The sequence below is a fragment of the Kitasatospora sp. NPDC127035 genome, assembly GCF_042726075.1.
Classification (GTDB): Bacteria; Actinomycetota; Actinomycetes; order Streptomycetales; family Streptomycetaceae; genus Kitasatospora.
Map to the genome: position 1 here is coordinate 163,656 of NZ_JBHXDN010000008.1, position 13,940 is coordinate 177,595.

Consider the following 13,940-nt stretch of genomic DNA (forward strand, 5'->3'; position numbering starts at 1 on the left):
CCCCACCCCCTGGGAGGGAAGGGGTCCGGCGGGCGGGCGGGGCACGGGGTCGGGGGGTCAGGGAGCACCGGGTCGCCGGTTCGGCCGGCCGACCCGGCGACCCGGTCAGGCGAGCGAGGACGGGCCGGTCAGTCGAGCGAGGAGGAGAGCCCGCCCGCGGAGCGGCAGTAGCCCTGCATCTCCGGGCTGGTGATCTTGGCGCAGAGCCGCCCGGCCGCACCGCCGTCCGTGTAGTTGACCGTGTAGTAACTGACCAGGCCCTCGGCACAGGCCTTGCGCTGCCAGCCGTCGGCGGCGGTGGCGCACTGCTGGGCGGCCCAGTCCTCGCGGTCCAGGTTGTACTTCATGGTCCGCGAGCCCACCCCCCGGCTGCAGTCCACCGACCCGCCGCTCGCCTTGCCGTTGAGGCACCACTTCAGCGCCTCGGCGTAGACCTCGGGGTGGTTCGGGTAGTCGTGCGAGGAGAGGTAGAAGGTCGGCGCGTAGAAGAAGCAGGCCGACTGGAACAGCGAGGGCTGCTCCTTGCACGGGTAGAGCGGGTCCTGGGCGATCTTGTCGGCCGGCAGGTTCGCCTTCGCCTTCTCGTCCTCCTCGTCCGGGCCGAAGAGCTGCATGAACAGGCCCTCCGAGCAGCGGATCCGGTTCTGGTCGGTGGGGAACTTGTTGCACAGGTCCCGCGCCTTGGCCACGTCCTGCTTGGCGACGAACATGGTGCCGTGACCGACGCCGTGGATGCACGGGCCGCTGTTCTTGGGCGCGCAGAGCTTGAGCAGGTCCGTCTCGGGCTGGGCGGAGGCGTTCAGCATCTCCTCGACGGCGCCGTGCAGGTAGCCCGCGGCGCAGGTCTCGTGCGGGAAGGAGATGACCTTCTGGAAGTCGGCGTTGAAGCGCTTGACGGCCGCGTGCCCGAGCTCGTGGGCGATCGGGTGGCAGAACCGGACGGTGTACGGCAGTTGCTTGGTGATCCTGTCCAGGTCGGCCAGCGCGACCCCGGGATCGGTGGACTCCATCTCGGCCATCAGCTTGTTGCGCAGCGTCGAGCGGGTCCACACCGCCGGGTCCCCGGTCGGGGTGGCGCTCACGGCCGGCTGCGCGGTGCCGGCGGGCGCGGCGCCCGCCGTTCCGGCGGTGCCGTCCGCGGTGTTCTCCCCGGCCGTCGCGGCGACCGGCGCGGGCGTCCAGTCGGTGACGGCCACCGACCCCAGGCCCAGGACCCCCAGCAGCAGGGCGGTGAGAATCGCGAATGCTCGCGGATGCATGGCGGAGATCCCCCGGCGGATCGAGACGGACGGGTCGCTCCCCATCCTGACGGCACGGGGGTGGGATTCCGCGTTTTCGACCGCCATTCGGGAGGTGTCGGCGACGCTATCGCACGTCCGGGCCGGTCGACGACGCGGGCCGCCCCCGGTCGCCGGACCGCCGGACGACCCGTCACCCGGCCCGTCCTACGGCCTGTCGCACGGCCCGGCGCCGGTCCGTCACCCGGCCCGCTGCGCGGTTCGCCGTGAACCCGGACGGCGCAGCGGGCGACGTACGCCGTCCGGGTGAACGCCGGCGGGCGGTCAGAGTTCGAGCGACACCTGGTACTCCGTCAACCAGGCGTTCAGGTCCAACGCCAGATCGGCCGCCAGCCGGACCGACTGCGGATCGGTGTCCGGTGCGAGCGCGTCGGCCAGTGCCCGCCGGTCCAGCAGGTCGAGCACCGGGGCGGCGCGGTCGGAGGTCAGCTCGGCCAGTTCGCTGCGGAGCATCTCCGGGTAGTGCGGGTCCTGCACGCTCGGGTAGGGGCTCTTCATCCGGTCGGCGATCTCGTCCGGCAGCACGTTCCGGACGGCGGCGCGCAGCAGGCTCTTCTCCCGGCCGTCGAAGTGCTTCATCGACCACGGCGTGTTGAAGACGTACTGCACCAGCCGGTGGTCGCAGAACGGCACCCGCACCTCCAGCCCGTTGGCCATGCTCATCCGGTCCTTGCGGTCGAGCAGGATGCAGACGAAGCGGGTCAGGTTCAGGTACGAGATCTCCCGCATCCGTCGCTCGAACGGGTCGGCGTCCGGCAGGTGCGGGACTTCGGCGAGCGCCTCCCGGTACCGGGCGTGCCGGTAGCCGGCGAGGTCGAGCTTGCCGAGCAGCTCCCGGTCGATCAGCTGTTCGCGCGGACCGGCGCCCGTCCCGCCGAGCCTGGTCAGCGAGGCCGCCCAGGGGAAGTCGTCCGCGTTCACCGCCTGCGGGTCGTGGAACCAGCTGTAGCCGCCGAACAGCTCGTCCGCCGACTCGCCGGACAGCGCCACCGTCGACTGCCGGCGCACCTCCTTGAAGAGGAGCAGCAGCGAGGTGTCCATGTCGCCGAAGCCGCCCGGCAGGTCCCTGGCGCGCAGCGCGGCCATCCGGTGCGTCCGGTCGGTGAGTGCGGCGCTGTCCAGCTCGATCACCCGGTGGTCGGCGCCCACGTACCGGGCGAGCAGTGCGGCGTACGGGCCGTCCGGCGTGGAGCGGACCGCGTCCGCGAGGAAGTGCTCGCTCTGTCCGGCGAAGTCGACAGCGAAGGAGCGGACCGGCCCGGCGCCCGCCGCGCGCAGCGCCTTGGCGGCCAGCGCGGTGACGGCGCTGGAGTCGAGGCCGCCGGACAGCAGCGAGCAGAGCGGCACGTCCGAGTCCAGTTGGCGGTGGACGATGTCGTCGAGCAGGGCCCGGACGGTGGCGACGGTGGTGGCGAGGTCCTGGGTGTGCCGGCGTGCCTCCAGCGCCCAGTAACGGCGGACCGTGACGCCGCTGCGCCGCACCCGGACCACGTGGCCGGGCCGCACCTCCGAGATGCCGCGGTACGGGGTGAGGCCGGGGGTCCTCGTCAGGGCCAGCAGTTCGCGCAGCCCGTCCAGGTCGACCACCGCGCGCACCGAGGGGTGGGCGAACAGGGCCTTCGGCTCGGAGCCGAAGACCACGCCGTCCGGGGTGGGGTGGTAGTGCAGCGGCTTGACGCCCATCCGGTCGCGGACGAGCACCAGCTCCTCGCTGCGGGCGTCCCAGATCGCGAAGGCGAACATGCCGTTGAGCCGCTCGGCGAGGTGCTCGCCCCACTCCAGGTAGGCGTGCAGCACCACCTCGGTGTCGCTGCGGGTGCGGAACCGGTGGCCGGCCGCCTCCAGCTCGGCGCGCAGCTCGCGGTGGTTGTACACCTCTCCGCTGTACGTGAGGGCGGCCAGCGTCCGGCCGTCGTGCTCGGCCGTCATCGGCTGGACACCGCCCTCGACGTCGATCACGGCGAGGCGGCGGTGACCGAGTGCGGCGTGCCGTTCCAGGTGGATGCCGCCCGCGTCCGGGCCGCGGCAGAGCTGGGTGGCCGTCATCGTGTCGAGCACTGGCCGTTCGAGGGTGAGGTCGCGGTCGTAGGCGACCCATCCGGTGATGCCGCACATCAGCAAGCCTCCGGTTCTTCCGACACGAATCTCCGAGACGAATCCGGTGTCCTGATCCGTCTCCCCCGATGCGTAGTCGGGGAATCACGCTACGTGGTGGTACGTGCTCGCACAAGGGTGCGCGGGCGGGGTGGGCGGGCCCGCCGGGCGTCCGCCGTGCCGATCGTTCGCCCGCCCGTTCGCCCGTCCGATGCTTCGTTCGACAGGCTGGCGCGGGCCCGGATCGGGCCGGGTGGGCGTCGAACGTCGCGAGATCTGCCCGAATTCGGGCAAGATCTTTGAACTCGGTGCCGGATCCGGCCTAGGCTCCCTCTTCGTGTCCAGCTCACCCGGTCCCTCGCACCCTCACGAAGACCTGCTCGCCCACCTCACCCGGACCAGCCCGCTCGGGCCCCGCGAGGCGGCGCGGGTGGTGGCGGAGGTGCTGGCCTACTTCTCCGAGACCACGGAGGAGTACGTCCGCCGCCGCCACGGTGAGCTCCAGGCACGCGGTCTGACCAACGAGAGGATCTTCGCCCGGCTCGCCGAGGAGCTGCCCGCCCGCCGTGTCGCGGCGCCGGGACTCTCCGCGCGGCAGCTGCGCCGGATCGTCTACGGCTGACGGACCCGTCCGAAGTCCTCCGTCCGAGGCCCGCCGACCGCGGTCGGCGACGGCCTCCCGGCCCGACCCTCCGGGCCCCGCCCTGCCTCCCGCCCTGCCCCCTGTCTTCGAGGAGTCCACCCCATGTGCGGAATCGTGGCCTACATCGGCCCCAAGGACGCGACCCCCTTCCTGCTGGAGGGCCTGGCCCGGCTGGAGTACCGCGGCTACGACTCGGCGGGCGTCGCGGTCGCCGGGCGCACCGGCGGGCTCAAGGTCCGCAAGGTCAAGGGCCGGGTCGCCGACCTCGCCGCGGCCGTCCCGGCCCGCTTCAAGGGGACCACCGGCATCGGCCACACCCGCTGGGCCACCCACGGCGTGCCCAGTGACGCCAACGCCCACCCGCACCTGGACAACGCCGGGCGGATCGCCGTCGTCCACAACGGCATCATCGAGAACGCCGACGAGCTGCGGGCCAAGCTCGCCGCCGACGGCGCGGTCTTCCGCTCCGAGACCGACACCGAGGTGCTCGGCCACCTGATCGCCGCGCACGCCGCGGAGGGCGTGGAGCTGGAGGACGCCGTGCGCGCCGCCCTCGCCATGGTCGTCGGCACCTACGGCATCGCCGTCCTCGACGCCGAGCAGCCGGACCGGATCGTGGTCGCCCGCAACGGCAGCCCGATCGTGCTCGGCATCGGCGAGAAGGAGATGTTCGCCGCCTCCGACGTCTCCGCGCTCGTCCGCTACACCCGCCAGGTCGTCCACCTGGAGGACGGCGAGCTGGCCACCGTCCGCGCCGACGGCTTCCGCACGTTCACCGAGGACGCCCGCACCACCCACCGCCAGCCGTCCACCGTCGACTGGGAGATCGACTCCTACGACACCGGCGGCTTCGCGCACTTCCTGCTCAAGGAGATCCACGAGCAGCCCGGCTCGGTCGAGCGCACCCTCGGCGGCCGGCTCGACGAGCGGTTCGCCACCGCCCACCTCGGCGGCCTCAACCTCGACGCCCGGGAGCTGCGCGAGATCCGCCGGGTCAAGATCCTCGGCTGCGGCTCCGCCTACTACGCGGGCGAGATGGGGGCCCAGCTCATCGAGGAGCTCGCCCGCATCCCCGCGCACAGCGAGCCCGCCTCCGAGTTCCGCTACCGCAACCCGGTCATCGAGGCCGACACCCTCTACATCGCGGTCAGCCAGTCCGGTGAGACCTACGACACCCTCGCCGCCGTCCAGGAGGTCAAGCGCAAGGGCGGGCGGGTGCTGGGCGTCGTCAACACCGTCGGCAGCGCGATCGCCCGCGAGTGCGACGGCGGCATCTACCTGCACGCCGGTCCGGAGATCTCGGTCGCCTCGACCAAGGCGTTCACCTCCACCGTCGTGGCGTTCGCCCTGATCGCCCTGCACTTCGGCCGGATCCACGACCTCTCCCCGGCCGACGGCCGTCGCATCGTCACCGCCCTCAAGGCGCTCCCCGACCAGATCCGCGAGGTCCTCGCGCAGAGCGACGCCATCGCCGAGCTCGCCGCCGAGTACGCCGGGTCCGAGGGCATGATGTTCATCGGCCGGGTCCGCGGCTTCCCCGTCGCCCGTGAGGGCGCGCAGAAGCTCAAGGAGATCTCCTACGTCCACGCCGAGGCGTACCCGGCGAGCGAGCTCAAGCACGGACCGCTGGCCCTGATCAGCCCCGAACTGCCCACCGTGGCCCTGGTCCCGGACGACGAGCTGCTCGACAAGAACCTCACCACGCTCGGCGAGATCAAGGCCCGCTCCGGCCGGGTGCTCGCCGTCGCGCACCGCCGCCCCGACGCGAAGCTCGCCGACCACTGCATCCTGGTGCCCAGGAGCGAGCCGGAGCTCGACCCGCTGCTCCTCAACATCCCGCTCCAGCTGCTGGCGTACCACGCCGCGGTCGCGCTGGAGCGGGACGTCGACAAGCCCCGCAACCTGGCGAAGAGCGTGACGGTGGAGTAGCCGACCGAACAGCCGGTCCGGGCCCGAACCGGGTCCGGACCGGGTCGGAGAACCCGGGACGGCGGGGCGCGGCGAAACCCGGGAAGAAAGACCCGCCGTTCCGCCTCGGGACCTGCTACAGTCGATGTCAGTTGCAGTTTCGGTTCCCATGAACTTTGTGTGCGCCTGCCGGTTGTGACCGCTGGCGCACTTTTTGTTTCTCCGGAATTTTCCTCGAATTTCTTCGGATTTTCTAGGAGTCTTCTTCTGGGTGGGTACTCATAGCGGCGACGCGGATCCTGCGAGGTGCGGGCTCCGGGAATTGCCTTTCAAGGAGAATTTTAATGGCTAATGGCACCGTGAAGTGGTTCAACGCGGAAAAGGGCTTCGGCTTCATCGAGCAGGAGGGTGGCGGCCCGGACGTCTTCGCCCACTACTCGAACATCAACGCCCAGGGCTTCCGTGAGCTGCTCGAGGGCCAGAAGGTCGAGTTCGACGTCACGCAGGGCCAGAAGGGCCCGCAGGCGGAGAACATTCGCCCGCTGTAGTACCACCCGCTGATCGGTCACCCGCCGAACAGCCAGGGCCTGCACCGCGTTCCGCGCGGTGCAGGCCCTTCGGCATGTCCGGGCCCGGGTGTCAGTCGGCGCGGTGGACCACCTCGCCGCCGACGACCGTCAGGTCGGCCCGGGCTTCCAGGAACGCCTTCGGGTCCACGGCGAAGAGGTCCTCCGAGAACATGACCCTGCCGTCCCGCTGCAGCTCGTGGACGAGGGCGGCGTCGGTCGTGTCGAGCACGCGGGGCTCCTGGGGACGGGGCGGGGGAGTCCCGGCCATCTACCCCGACCGCCCGCGGAGCCCGGCCCGCCCGCCCCGGCCCCGCCCGCCCCGGCCCCGGCTCGTCCGCCCCGGCCCGGCCCGGCCCGCGGGTCAGCCGGCCGTGCCGCTGCGCGCGGCGTCGGTCCGGGAGACCGCCGCGGCCCGTACGGCCGCTGCGGCCAGGCGGTGGTTCTCGGCAGCACCGCCGCCGCCACCGGCGCTGAAGCTGCGGCGGGTGTAGCTGTAGGCGACACCGCTGCGCGGGTCGGCGAACGACTGGGCGCCCACCGCGCCGCTGTGCCCGAAGGCCTCCGGCCCGAGGAACGCGTAGCGGGAGCTCTGGGCCTCGAAGCCGAGGCCGAAGTGGTCCTGCTCGCCCGTCACCAGGTCGGTACCGCGGGTGCGGACCGGACCGAACTCGGCGATCGTCGCGGCCGTGAGCAGGGGCGGACGCCCGTCCAGGCCGTGCGCCGCCGCCGCGTACATCGCCGCCAGCCCGCGCGCGTTGCCCACCCCGCCGGAGGAGGCCGGGCCCTGGGCGCGGACCGAGCGGGTGTTGGCGAACTCCACCAGATCGGTGGGCGGGGCGGCGTTCAGGTTGAAGGCGATCCCGGTGATGCTGTCGGGCGCGGGCCCGTCGGCCTGCCGCCCCGGGGCCGGACGGGCCGGCCGCACCGGCAGGTAACGCGGTTCCAGCTCGGTGGGCAGCCCGAGATGGAAGTCCAGCCCGAACGGCGCCCTGACCCGCTCCTCGAACAGCTCCTGGAGCGAACGGCCGGTCCGTCGGCGGACCACCTCGCCGGTCAGCGCGCCGATCACGAAGGCGTGGTAGCCGTAGGCGGTACCGGGCTCCCAGAACGGCTTCTGGCGCGCCAGCCGTTCGGCGAGCCGGCGGTCGTCCGCCAGCTCCTCGGAGGTGAACCCGCCGTCGACGCCGATCAGCCCCGCCCGGTGTTCCAGCAACTGCCGCAAGGTGATTCCGGCCTTGCCCTCGGCGGCGAACTCCGGCCACTCCCGGGCCACTTCCTCGTCGAGGTGCAGCACGCCCTCCTGCACGAGCAGCGCCACCAGCAGGTGCGCCGCGCCCTTGGCCGAGGAGTAGAGGGCGAACAGCGAATCGCCGGACACCCCCTCGCCGGCCCAGAGGTCCACCACCCGCCGTCCGTCCAGGTGGACGGCCAGCTGTGCGCCGCCGCCCTCCGGCTCCTCGGCGACGACGGCGGCGAACTCCGCCCGTACCTCCTCGAACCCGGGCGCGACGCTCCCGCTCACACCGGTGCTGCTGGACATGGTTCCCCCTCGGACGGCGACCGCGGGCCGTGATCACCGGCCTGCCGCTCCGTCAACCACGGCGGGGGTGGAGTGATTCCGGGGCGGACGGGGAGATTCCGCGGCGCCCGGCCGCCCTCGGGCCGAGGGCGGCCGGGCGCGGAGGCGCCCGGCCGACCTACGGCGACCCCGGCAGGGGCCGAGGGGTCAGTAGTCGGCGCTGGGGGCGCGGGTGGTGTCGCCGAGGTCGGGCCGGTCGCGGAGCTCCAGGACCTCGCCGTGACGGTCGAATTCGAGGACGACCAGGGTGTTGCGGCCGGCGCGCCAGAGCGGGCCGGGGGCGTAGAGGGTGCGCTGCGGCCCCTCGTGGGTGTAGCGGCCGAGGAGGAAGCCGTTGAGCCAGAGGAGGCCCCGGCCCCAGGCGGGGAGCGCGACGAAGGCGTCGGCCGGGGCGTCGAGGTCGGTCTCGAAGCGGTGGAAGGCGGGGTCGCCGTCGTCCACCCCGGTGGTCCCGTCGAAGACCAGGGCGTCGAGGTCGGTGAGCGGCAGCGGGCGGATCTCCCAGCCGAAGAGCCGCTGCCGGTCGTGCGAGACGCCGCGGCCGATGCCCTTGCGGTCGTCCATCTGGGGGCCGTAGTTGGTCCGGCCGAGGGCCTCGACCAGGATGTCCAGGGTCACGCCGGCCGGGCCGGTCTCCAGCGGGACGGTCTCGCCCGGGGTGTTGCGGTCCAGGACGCCGATCGGGCGGCCGTCGGCGAAGACCTGGGCGCGGTCGCCGATGCCGTCGATGCGCAACGGCATGGCGGGCCGCGGACCGGGGACGTGGGTGCGGTAGTGGATCAGTCCGAGGGACTGGCCGACGTTCTCCATCGGCTCGGGCGCGGTCCGGCGTACCGGGGCGGAGAGCGCGTCGAGGGAGTCCAGCAGGCGGGCCCGGCCGGTCGGACGGTCGAGCTGGCGGGGCGTCAGGCGGGGCGGGAGCTCGGGGAGTTCACCCTCGGGCAGTGGCACGTACCGGCCGATCACGGCGCGCAGGGCGTGGAACTTCTCCGTGAGTTCGCCCGCCTCGCCGATCGGCGCGTCGTAGTCGTAGCTGGTGACCGTCGGCTCGTACCCGGAGTCGTACGGGTTCGCGCCCGAGTGGTTGGCACCGGCCCAGAAGCCGAAGTTGGTGCCGCCGTGCGCCATGTAGAGGTTGACCGAGGCGCCGGTGGCGAGCAGTTCGTCCAGCGAGCGGGCGGACTCCTCGGCGTCCCGGACGTGGTGCGGCTCGCCGGTCCGGTCGAACCAGCCGATCCAGAACTCCATCGCGGCGAGCGGGCCCTTGGGCTGCTGGCGGCGGAGCACCTCGAACCGCTCGGGGGCTCGGGAGCCGAAGGTGGCGGTGGCGAGCAGGCCGGGGATCGCGCCGCCCTGCTGCATGTAGTCCTCGGAACCGTCCGTGGTGAACAGCAGGCAGTCCACGCCGCGCGTGACCAGGCCGTCCCGCAGGTGCGCCAGGTAGGCGGCGTCGTTGCCGTAGCTGCCGTACTCGTTCTCGACCTGGACCGCGACCACCGGGCCGCCCCGGCCGGCCAGCAGGGGCAGCAACTCGGGTGCCAGGGCGTCGAACCAGCCGTCCACCTCGGCCAGGAAGGCCGGGTCGGAGCTGCGCAGCCGCATCCCGCCGGCGGCGAGCAGCCGGGCCGGCAGACCGCCGAACTCCCACTCGGCGCAGATGTACGGGCCGGGGCGGAGGATGACGTCCAGGTCGTGCGTCTGCGCCAGCCGGACGAACCGGGCGATGTCCCGCCAGCCGGTGAAGTCCACCTCGCCCGAGGGGAGCTCGTGGAAGTTCCAGGGGATGTAGGTGTCCACGGTGTTCGCACCGAGGGCACGCAGTCTGCGCAGCCGGTCGTCCCAGAGGTCCGGATGGACGCGGAAGTAGTGCAGGGCACCGGAAACGATGCGGTGCGGCGCGCCGTCGCGGCGGAATCCGGTGTCGTCGTAGTCGAGCATGCGGTGACCAGCTTTCGATGGTGCGCGGGCTGCCGGGCGGCGCCGGCTGTCGGTCCTGGGCAGTCGGAGGGCCGAACGGGTGGTGCGGCGCGATCGTGCCCGGAGCGGATCTCCGGTCGGCCGCCGCGAAGCCGCCCCGCCCTTCGGGCTTCTCCCCCCGTCTGCCCCGGCAGTCGCTCGTGACACCCCCTGTGGGGCACCCCCCTGGGACACCTCTCGTGGGGGTGTCCCACGGGGCCCGCCAGCCCTAGACTGCTCAGCTCGCGCGGTATTACCGACTGGTAGGGATGGGGAGTCCGGATGGCCGACGACCGGGTGCACGCGTTCGGGGACGACGCGCTGGGCGAGCACGACGCGGTGGCGCTGGCGGCGCTGGTACGGGCCGGCGAGGTCCGTCCGGCGGAGCTGGCGGCCGCTGCTGCCGCGCGCGCCGAGCGGATCGACGCGGCCCTCGCGCCGGTCGCGTTCGCCTCGTACGAACGGCCGCACACGGCGGCCGGCGCCGACCGGGACGCGCCGCTCCACGGCGTGCCCAGCTACCTCAAGGACAACGTCGACCTGCGCGGCATGCCCACCGGCCAGGGCAGTTCGGCGTTCCGGGCCAAGCCCGCCCGCCGCACCGCCGGCTTCGCCGAGCAGTTCCTGAGCACCGGCCTGTCGGTGCTGGGCAAGACCCGGCTGCCGGAGTTCGGCCTCAACGCCTCGACCGAGTTCGCCGAGGCCCGCCCGGTGCGCAACCCGTGGAGGCCCTCGCACTCCCCGGGCGCCTCCTCCGGCGGCTCGGCCGCCCTGGTCGCCGCCGGCGTCGTCCCGATCGCGCACGCCAACGACGGCGGCGGCTCGATCCGGATCCCGGCGGCCTGCTGCGGCCTGGTCGGGCTGAAGCCCACACGCGGCCGGATGGTCGCCAACGGTCAGGGCCGCCTGCTGCCGATCGACCTGATCACCGACGGCGTGCTGACCCGCTCGGTCCGCGACACCGCCGCCTTCCTCGCCGCCGCCGAACGCCACCACCGCAACCCCGCACTGCCCCCGCTCGGCCTGGTCGAGGGGCCGGGCGACCGTCCGCTGCGCGTCGGCCTGGTCGTCGACTCCCCGCTCGCCGTCACCGACGGGCCGACCCGGGCGGCGGTCGAGGAGACGGCCGCCCGGCTGGCGTCGATGGGCCACGAGGTCACCCCGGCCACCCTGCCGTTCGGCGAGGAGTTCTCCCGCGACTTCACCATGTACTGGGGGTACATCGCCTTCCTGATCGCGACCACCGGCAAGCTGGCGCTCGACCCGAGCTTCCAGGCGCGCAAGCTGGACGGCCTCACCACCGGGCTCCGGCGCAGCTTCCACCGCCAGTTCACGCGGACCCCGGGCGTGCTGCGCCGCCTCCGCCGGGCCGAGCAGGCGTACACGGCGATGTTCGACGCGTACGACGTGGTCCTCTCGCCGGTGCTGGCGCACGTCGCACCGCCGATCGGGCACCTGAGCCCGAACGTGGCGTTCGACGAGCTGATGGCCCGGCTGGTCCGGTACGTCGCGTTCACGCCGGTCAACAACGTCACCGGCGGCCCGGGGCTCGCGCTGCCGGCCGGGGCCACCGCCGACGGCCTGCCGATCGGGGTGCACCTGTCGGCGGCGCACGGCGGGGAGCGGGTCCTGCTGGAGCTGGCGTTCGCGCTGGAGGCGGACCGGCCGTGGCGGCGGATCCAGGACGGCGAGGGGCACCAGGAGCGGCAGGCCGCGCGGGTGGGGCTGGGCTGAGCGGGCCCGGTCCGGGGCGGGCGCGGGCTGGCGCCGGGGGCGGGCGGGTGTTCAGCGCAGTACGGGAGAGGCGATCGCGCAGGCCGCCAGGACCTCGCGGCGCAGCGGGCCGAGCACGTCGTCCGCATCCTGCGGTGCCGCGTCCTCGGGCGGCCCGGACGATCCGGGAGGCTCGGACCTGTCGGCCGGACCGGTGCTCCCGGGCAGCGCGGTGCCGGTCCGCAGGGCGGTGGCGAGCGCGTCCAGGTCGCGGGTGATCGCGCCGACCCCGGCCGCCGGCGGTGCCGGTTCGCCGTGCTCGACCCGGACCCGGGTCGCGGTGGTGGCCTCCACGACCCGCTCCACGGCGATCACCAGCGGCCACCAGGCCGCCGCCCGCGTCGCCGTGGGCGGCGGTTCGGTGAGCGCGCGCTGGAACTCGGAGCGCACCGCCGAGAGGTCCCGGTAGAGCCGCCGCCGGTGGCGCAGCCGGGACGTCTGGTCCCGGCCGGGCCCGGCGGCGAACGCCATCGCCACGTACGCGGCGGTGTCCCCGACCGCGTCGGCCAGCCGGTCGCCGATCCGGGTGTGCCAGGACTCGGGCCAGCACAGGTAGCCCGCCACCAGGACGATCGCGCAGCCGATCAGCGAGTCGTACAGCCTGGGCAGGACCAGCCGGAAGCCCTGGTGGTTCAGCAGGTCGGAGAGGAGCAGGATCACCGGGGTGATGGCCGCCGTCTGGAACGCGTAGCCCTTCGCGGAGACGGCCGGGATCAGCGTCGCCAGCAGCGCCATGGTGGGCACGTCCCACCAGCCGATGGGCACCTCGGCGAGTACCGGGGCGGCGATCAGCAGCCCGGCGGCGGTACCGAGCGCGCGGAGCACGGCCCGCGAGAACACCGAGCCGAAGTCGGGTTTGAGGACGAAGGTGACGGTCAGCGCGACCCAGTAGGAGCGCGGTACGGGCAGGACCGAGACCACCGCCTGGGCGAGGCCGATGCAGAGGGCCAGCCGCAGCCCGTACCGCCAGGACGCACCGGAGAGCAGGGCCGCCCGGGCCGTGCGCCGGAGTCGTACCCGCGGGCCGGCCGGCCGGCCGAGCGGGTCGGGCGGGTGGACCGCGTCGGACGGGTCGGGCGCGGGTGGCGCGGCGTGGTGGGGCGCGGCGTGGTGCGGTCCGTGCGGGGTGGAGCGGTGCGGGCCGCGCGGGTCGGGCACGGGTTCGGCGACGACGGCCGCCGCGTACCGGAGCGCCTGGTCGAGGGCCCGCTCCGACGGCCCGGTCGGCGGTGGCAGACCGAGGTCGGCCGGCACGGCGGCGGAGCCCTGTCCGATCGCGTCGGCCAGGGTCAGGACCGCCGCCGGGTACGCCTCCGGCAGCGGGCCGAGCCGGGTCGGGCGGAGCTTGGCGGCGGAGGCCGCCTCCACGATCGGGATCACCGCGTTGAGCCGCGCGACCAGCCGGGCCAGCCCGGGGGAGCGGCCGTGCCGGCGGGTGCGGTGGGCGAGCAGCAGGTCGTACGAGCCGTTGAGCGACTGGGTGACGGCCTGCCGCCGCTCGTCGTGCGCCGGTGTGCCGGCGGCGCGCAGGAAGCCGGCGACGGTCCGGTACGTGCCGGCCACGGCCTCCCGCTCCGGCACGCCGCCGCGCAGCGGCCAGGCGAACAGCGTGAGGACCAGCACCACCAGCCCGCCGAGACTCAGCAGCAGCGGGGCCTTCCACCAGGGCTGCGGCATCGGCAGGCCGGCCCCGACGACCGCGTTGAGCAGGAGCAGCAGCCCGGAGACGGAGGCGACCGCGCCGATCGAGGAGATCATCCCGGAGACCAGCGCGACCACGGTCAGCACCACGACCGCCGGCCAGCCCTCGCCGTACACCAGGGTGCCGAGCGTCACCCCGACCGCGCCGAAGAGCTGCGGCACGGCGATGTTGAAGACCCGCATCCGGTAGGCGTCGGCGGTGTCGCCGATGACGGCGGACAGCGCGCCCATCGAGACCAGCGCGCCGTACTCGGGCCGGTCGGTCGCGAAGCCGACGGCGAGCGGGGCGGAGAGCGCGACCGAGGCGCGGGCCACCGCCGCCCAGGGCACGGGTGCGGGGTGCGGGCGCAGTCCCGCGGTCAGCCAGCTGGGAGGGGTGAGCCGGGCGGCCCTGGTGCGCCGTGCCATGGAGCCAACCT

General features: G+C 73.8%; 10 protein-coding genes. 4 read left to right on the forward strand and 6 right to left on the reverse strand.

Annotated elements, in window-relative coordinates; translation table 11 throughout:
* Positions 1-128: 128 nt before the first annotated feature.
* A complete protein-coding gene (locus ACFWIC_RS07840) occupies positions 129-1,259 on the reverse strand; it encodes a hypothetical protein (protein ID WP_380516777.1) in 1,131 nt (376 codons plus the stop codon).
* Between the two features lie 303 nt (positions 1,260-1,562).
* Positions 1,563-3,413, reverse strand: a complete 1,851-nt coding sequence (asnB, locus tag ACFWIC_RS07845) for an asparagine synthase (glutamine-hydrolyzing) (protein WP_329885031.1) — start codon at positions 3,411-3,413, stop codon at positions 1,563-1,565.
* Positions 3,414-3,729: 316 nt separating this feature from the next.
* On the opposite strand from asnB, the gene ACFWIC_RS07850 reads away from it, so the two are divergent.
* From ACFWIC_RS07850 to ACFWIC_RS07860, 3 genes are all read left to right on the forward strand, one after another.
* Positions 3,730-4,014, forward strand: coding sequence for a hypothetical protein (locus tag ACFWIC_RS07850; protein WP_327683601.1), 285 nt, complete (start codon positions 3,730-3,732; stop codon positions 4,012-4,014).
* A gap of 123 nt (positions 4,015-4,137) precedes the next feature.
* Positions 4,138-5,964, forward strand: a complete 1,827-nt coding sequence (gene glmS / locus ACFWIC_RS07855) for a glutamine--fructose-6-phosphate transaminase (isomerizing) (RefSeq protein WP_329885032.1) — start codon at positions 4,138-4,140, stop codon at positions 5,962-5,964.
* 323 nt (positions 5,965-6,287) lie between these two features.
* The gene (locus tag ACFWIC_RS07860) at positions 6,288-6,491 is read left to right on the forward strand and encodes a cold-shock protein (protein WP_042388274.1); all 204 of its coding nucleotides are present in this window, start codon (positions 6,288-6,290) and stop codon (positions 6,489-6,491) included.
* 91 nt (positions 6,492-6,582) lie between these two features.
* Here the strand turns inward: ACFWIC_RS07860 and ACFWIC_RS07865 are convergent, their stop codons facing one another.
* The 3 genes from ACFWIC_RS07865 to ACFWIC_RS07875 form a co-directional block, all read right to left on the reverse strand.
* Positions 6,583-6,741: a hypothetical protein gene (locus ACFWIC_RS07865; RefSeq protein ID WP_329947755.1), complete on the reverse strand. Its 159-nt coding sequence runs from the start codon at positions 6,739-6,741 to the stop codon at positions 6,583-6,585.
* Positions 6,742-6,873: 132 nt separating this feature from the next.
* Positions 6,874-8,052: a serine hydrolase domain-containing protein gene (locus ACFWIC_RS07870; protein ID WP_380359515.1), complete on the reverse strand. Its 1,179-nt coding sequence runs from the start codon at positions 8,050-8,052 to the stop codon at positions 6,874-6,876.
* Positions 8,053-8,238: 186 nt separating this feature from the next.
* On the reverse strand, positions 8,239-10,029 hold the full coding sequence (locus ACFWIC_RS07875; RefSeq protein WP_380516781.1) for a glycoside hydrolase family 35 protein: 1,791 nt from the start codon (positions 10,027-10,029) through the stop codon (positions 8,239-8,241).
* A 300-nt stretch (positions 10,030-10,329) separates the two neighbouring features.
* On the opposite strand from ACFWIC_RS07875, the gene ACFWIC_RS07880 reads away from it, so the two are divergent.
* Entirely contained in the window at positions 10,330-11,781 is a 1,452-nt protein-coding gene (locus ACFWIC_RS07880; protein ID WP_329947758.1) for an amidase, read from the forward strand.
* 51 nt (positions 11,782-11,832) lie between these two features.
* Here ACFWIC_RS07880 and ACFWIC_RS07885 read toward each other — a convergent pair whose 3' ends face one another.
* Positions 11,833-13,929: an FUSC family protein gene (locus tag ACFWIC_RS07885; RefSeq protein WP_380516785.1), complete on the reverse strand. Its 2,097-nt coding sequence runs from the start codon at positions 13,927-13,929 to the stop codon at positions 11,833-11,835.
* Positions 13,930-13,940: the final 11 nt, after the last annotated feature.

Coding starts and splice junctions, on each gene's coding strand:
- ACFWIC_RS07840 (WP_380516777.1), bottom strand. CDS start 1,259: ATGCATCCGCGAGCATTCGCGATTCTCACCGCCCTGCTGCTGGGGGTC.
- ACFWIC_RS07870 (WP_380359515.1), bottom strand. CDS start 8,052: ATGTCCAGCAGCACCGGTGTGAGCGGGAGCGTCGCGCCCGGGTTCGAG.
- ACFWIC_RS07880 (WP_329947758.1), top strand. CDS start 10,330: ATGGCCGACGACCGGGTGCACGCGTTCGGGGACGACGCGCTGGGCGAG.
- asnB (WP_329885031.1), bottom strand. CDS start 3,413: ATGTGCGGCATCACCGGATGGGTCGCCTACGACCGCGACCTCACCCTC.
- ACFWIC_RS07860 (WP_042388274.1), top strand. CDS start 6,288: ATGGCTAATGGCACCGTGAAGTGGTTCAACGCGGAAAAGGGCTTCGGC.
- glmS (WP_329885032.1), top strand. CDS start 4,138: ATGTGCGGAATCGTGGCCTACATCGGCCCCAAGGACGCGACCCCCTTC.
- ACFWIC_RS07885 (WP_380516785.1), bottom strand. CDS start 13,929: ATGGCACGGCGCACCAGGGCCGCCCGGCTCACCCCTCCCAGCTGGCTG.
- ACFWIC_RS07875 (WP_380516781.1), bottom strand. CDS start 10,029: ATGCTCGACTACGACGACACCGGATTCCGCCGCGACGGCGCGCCGCAC.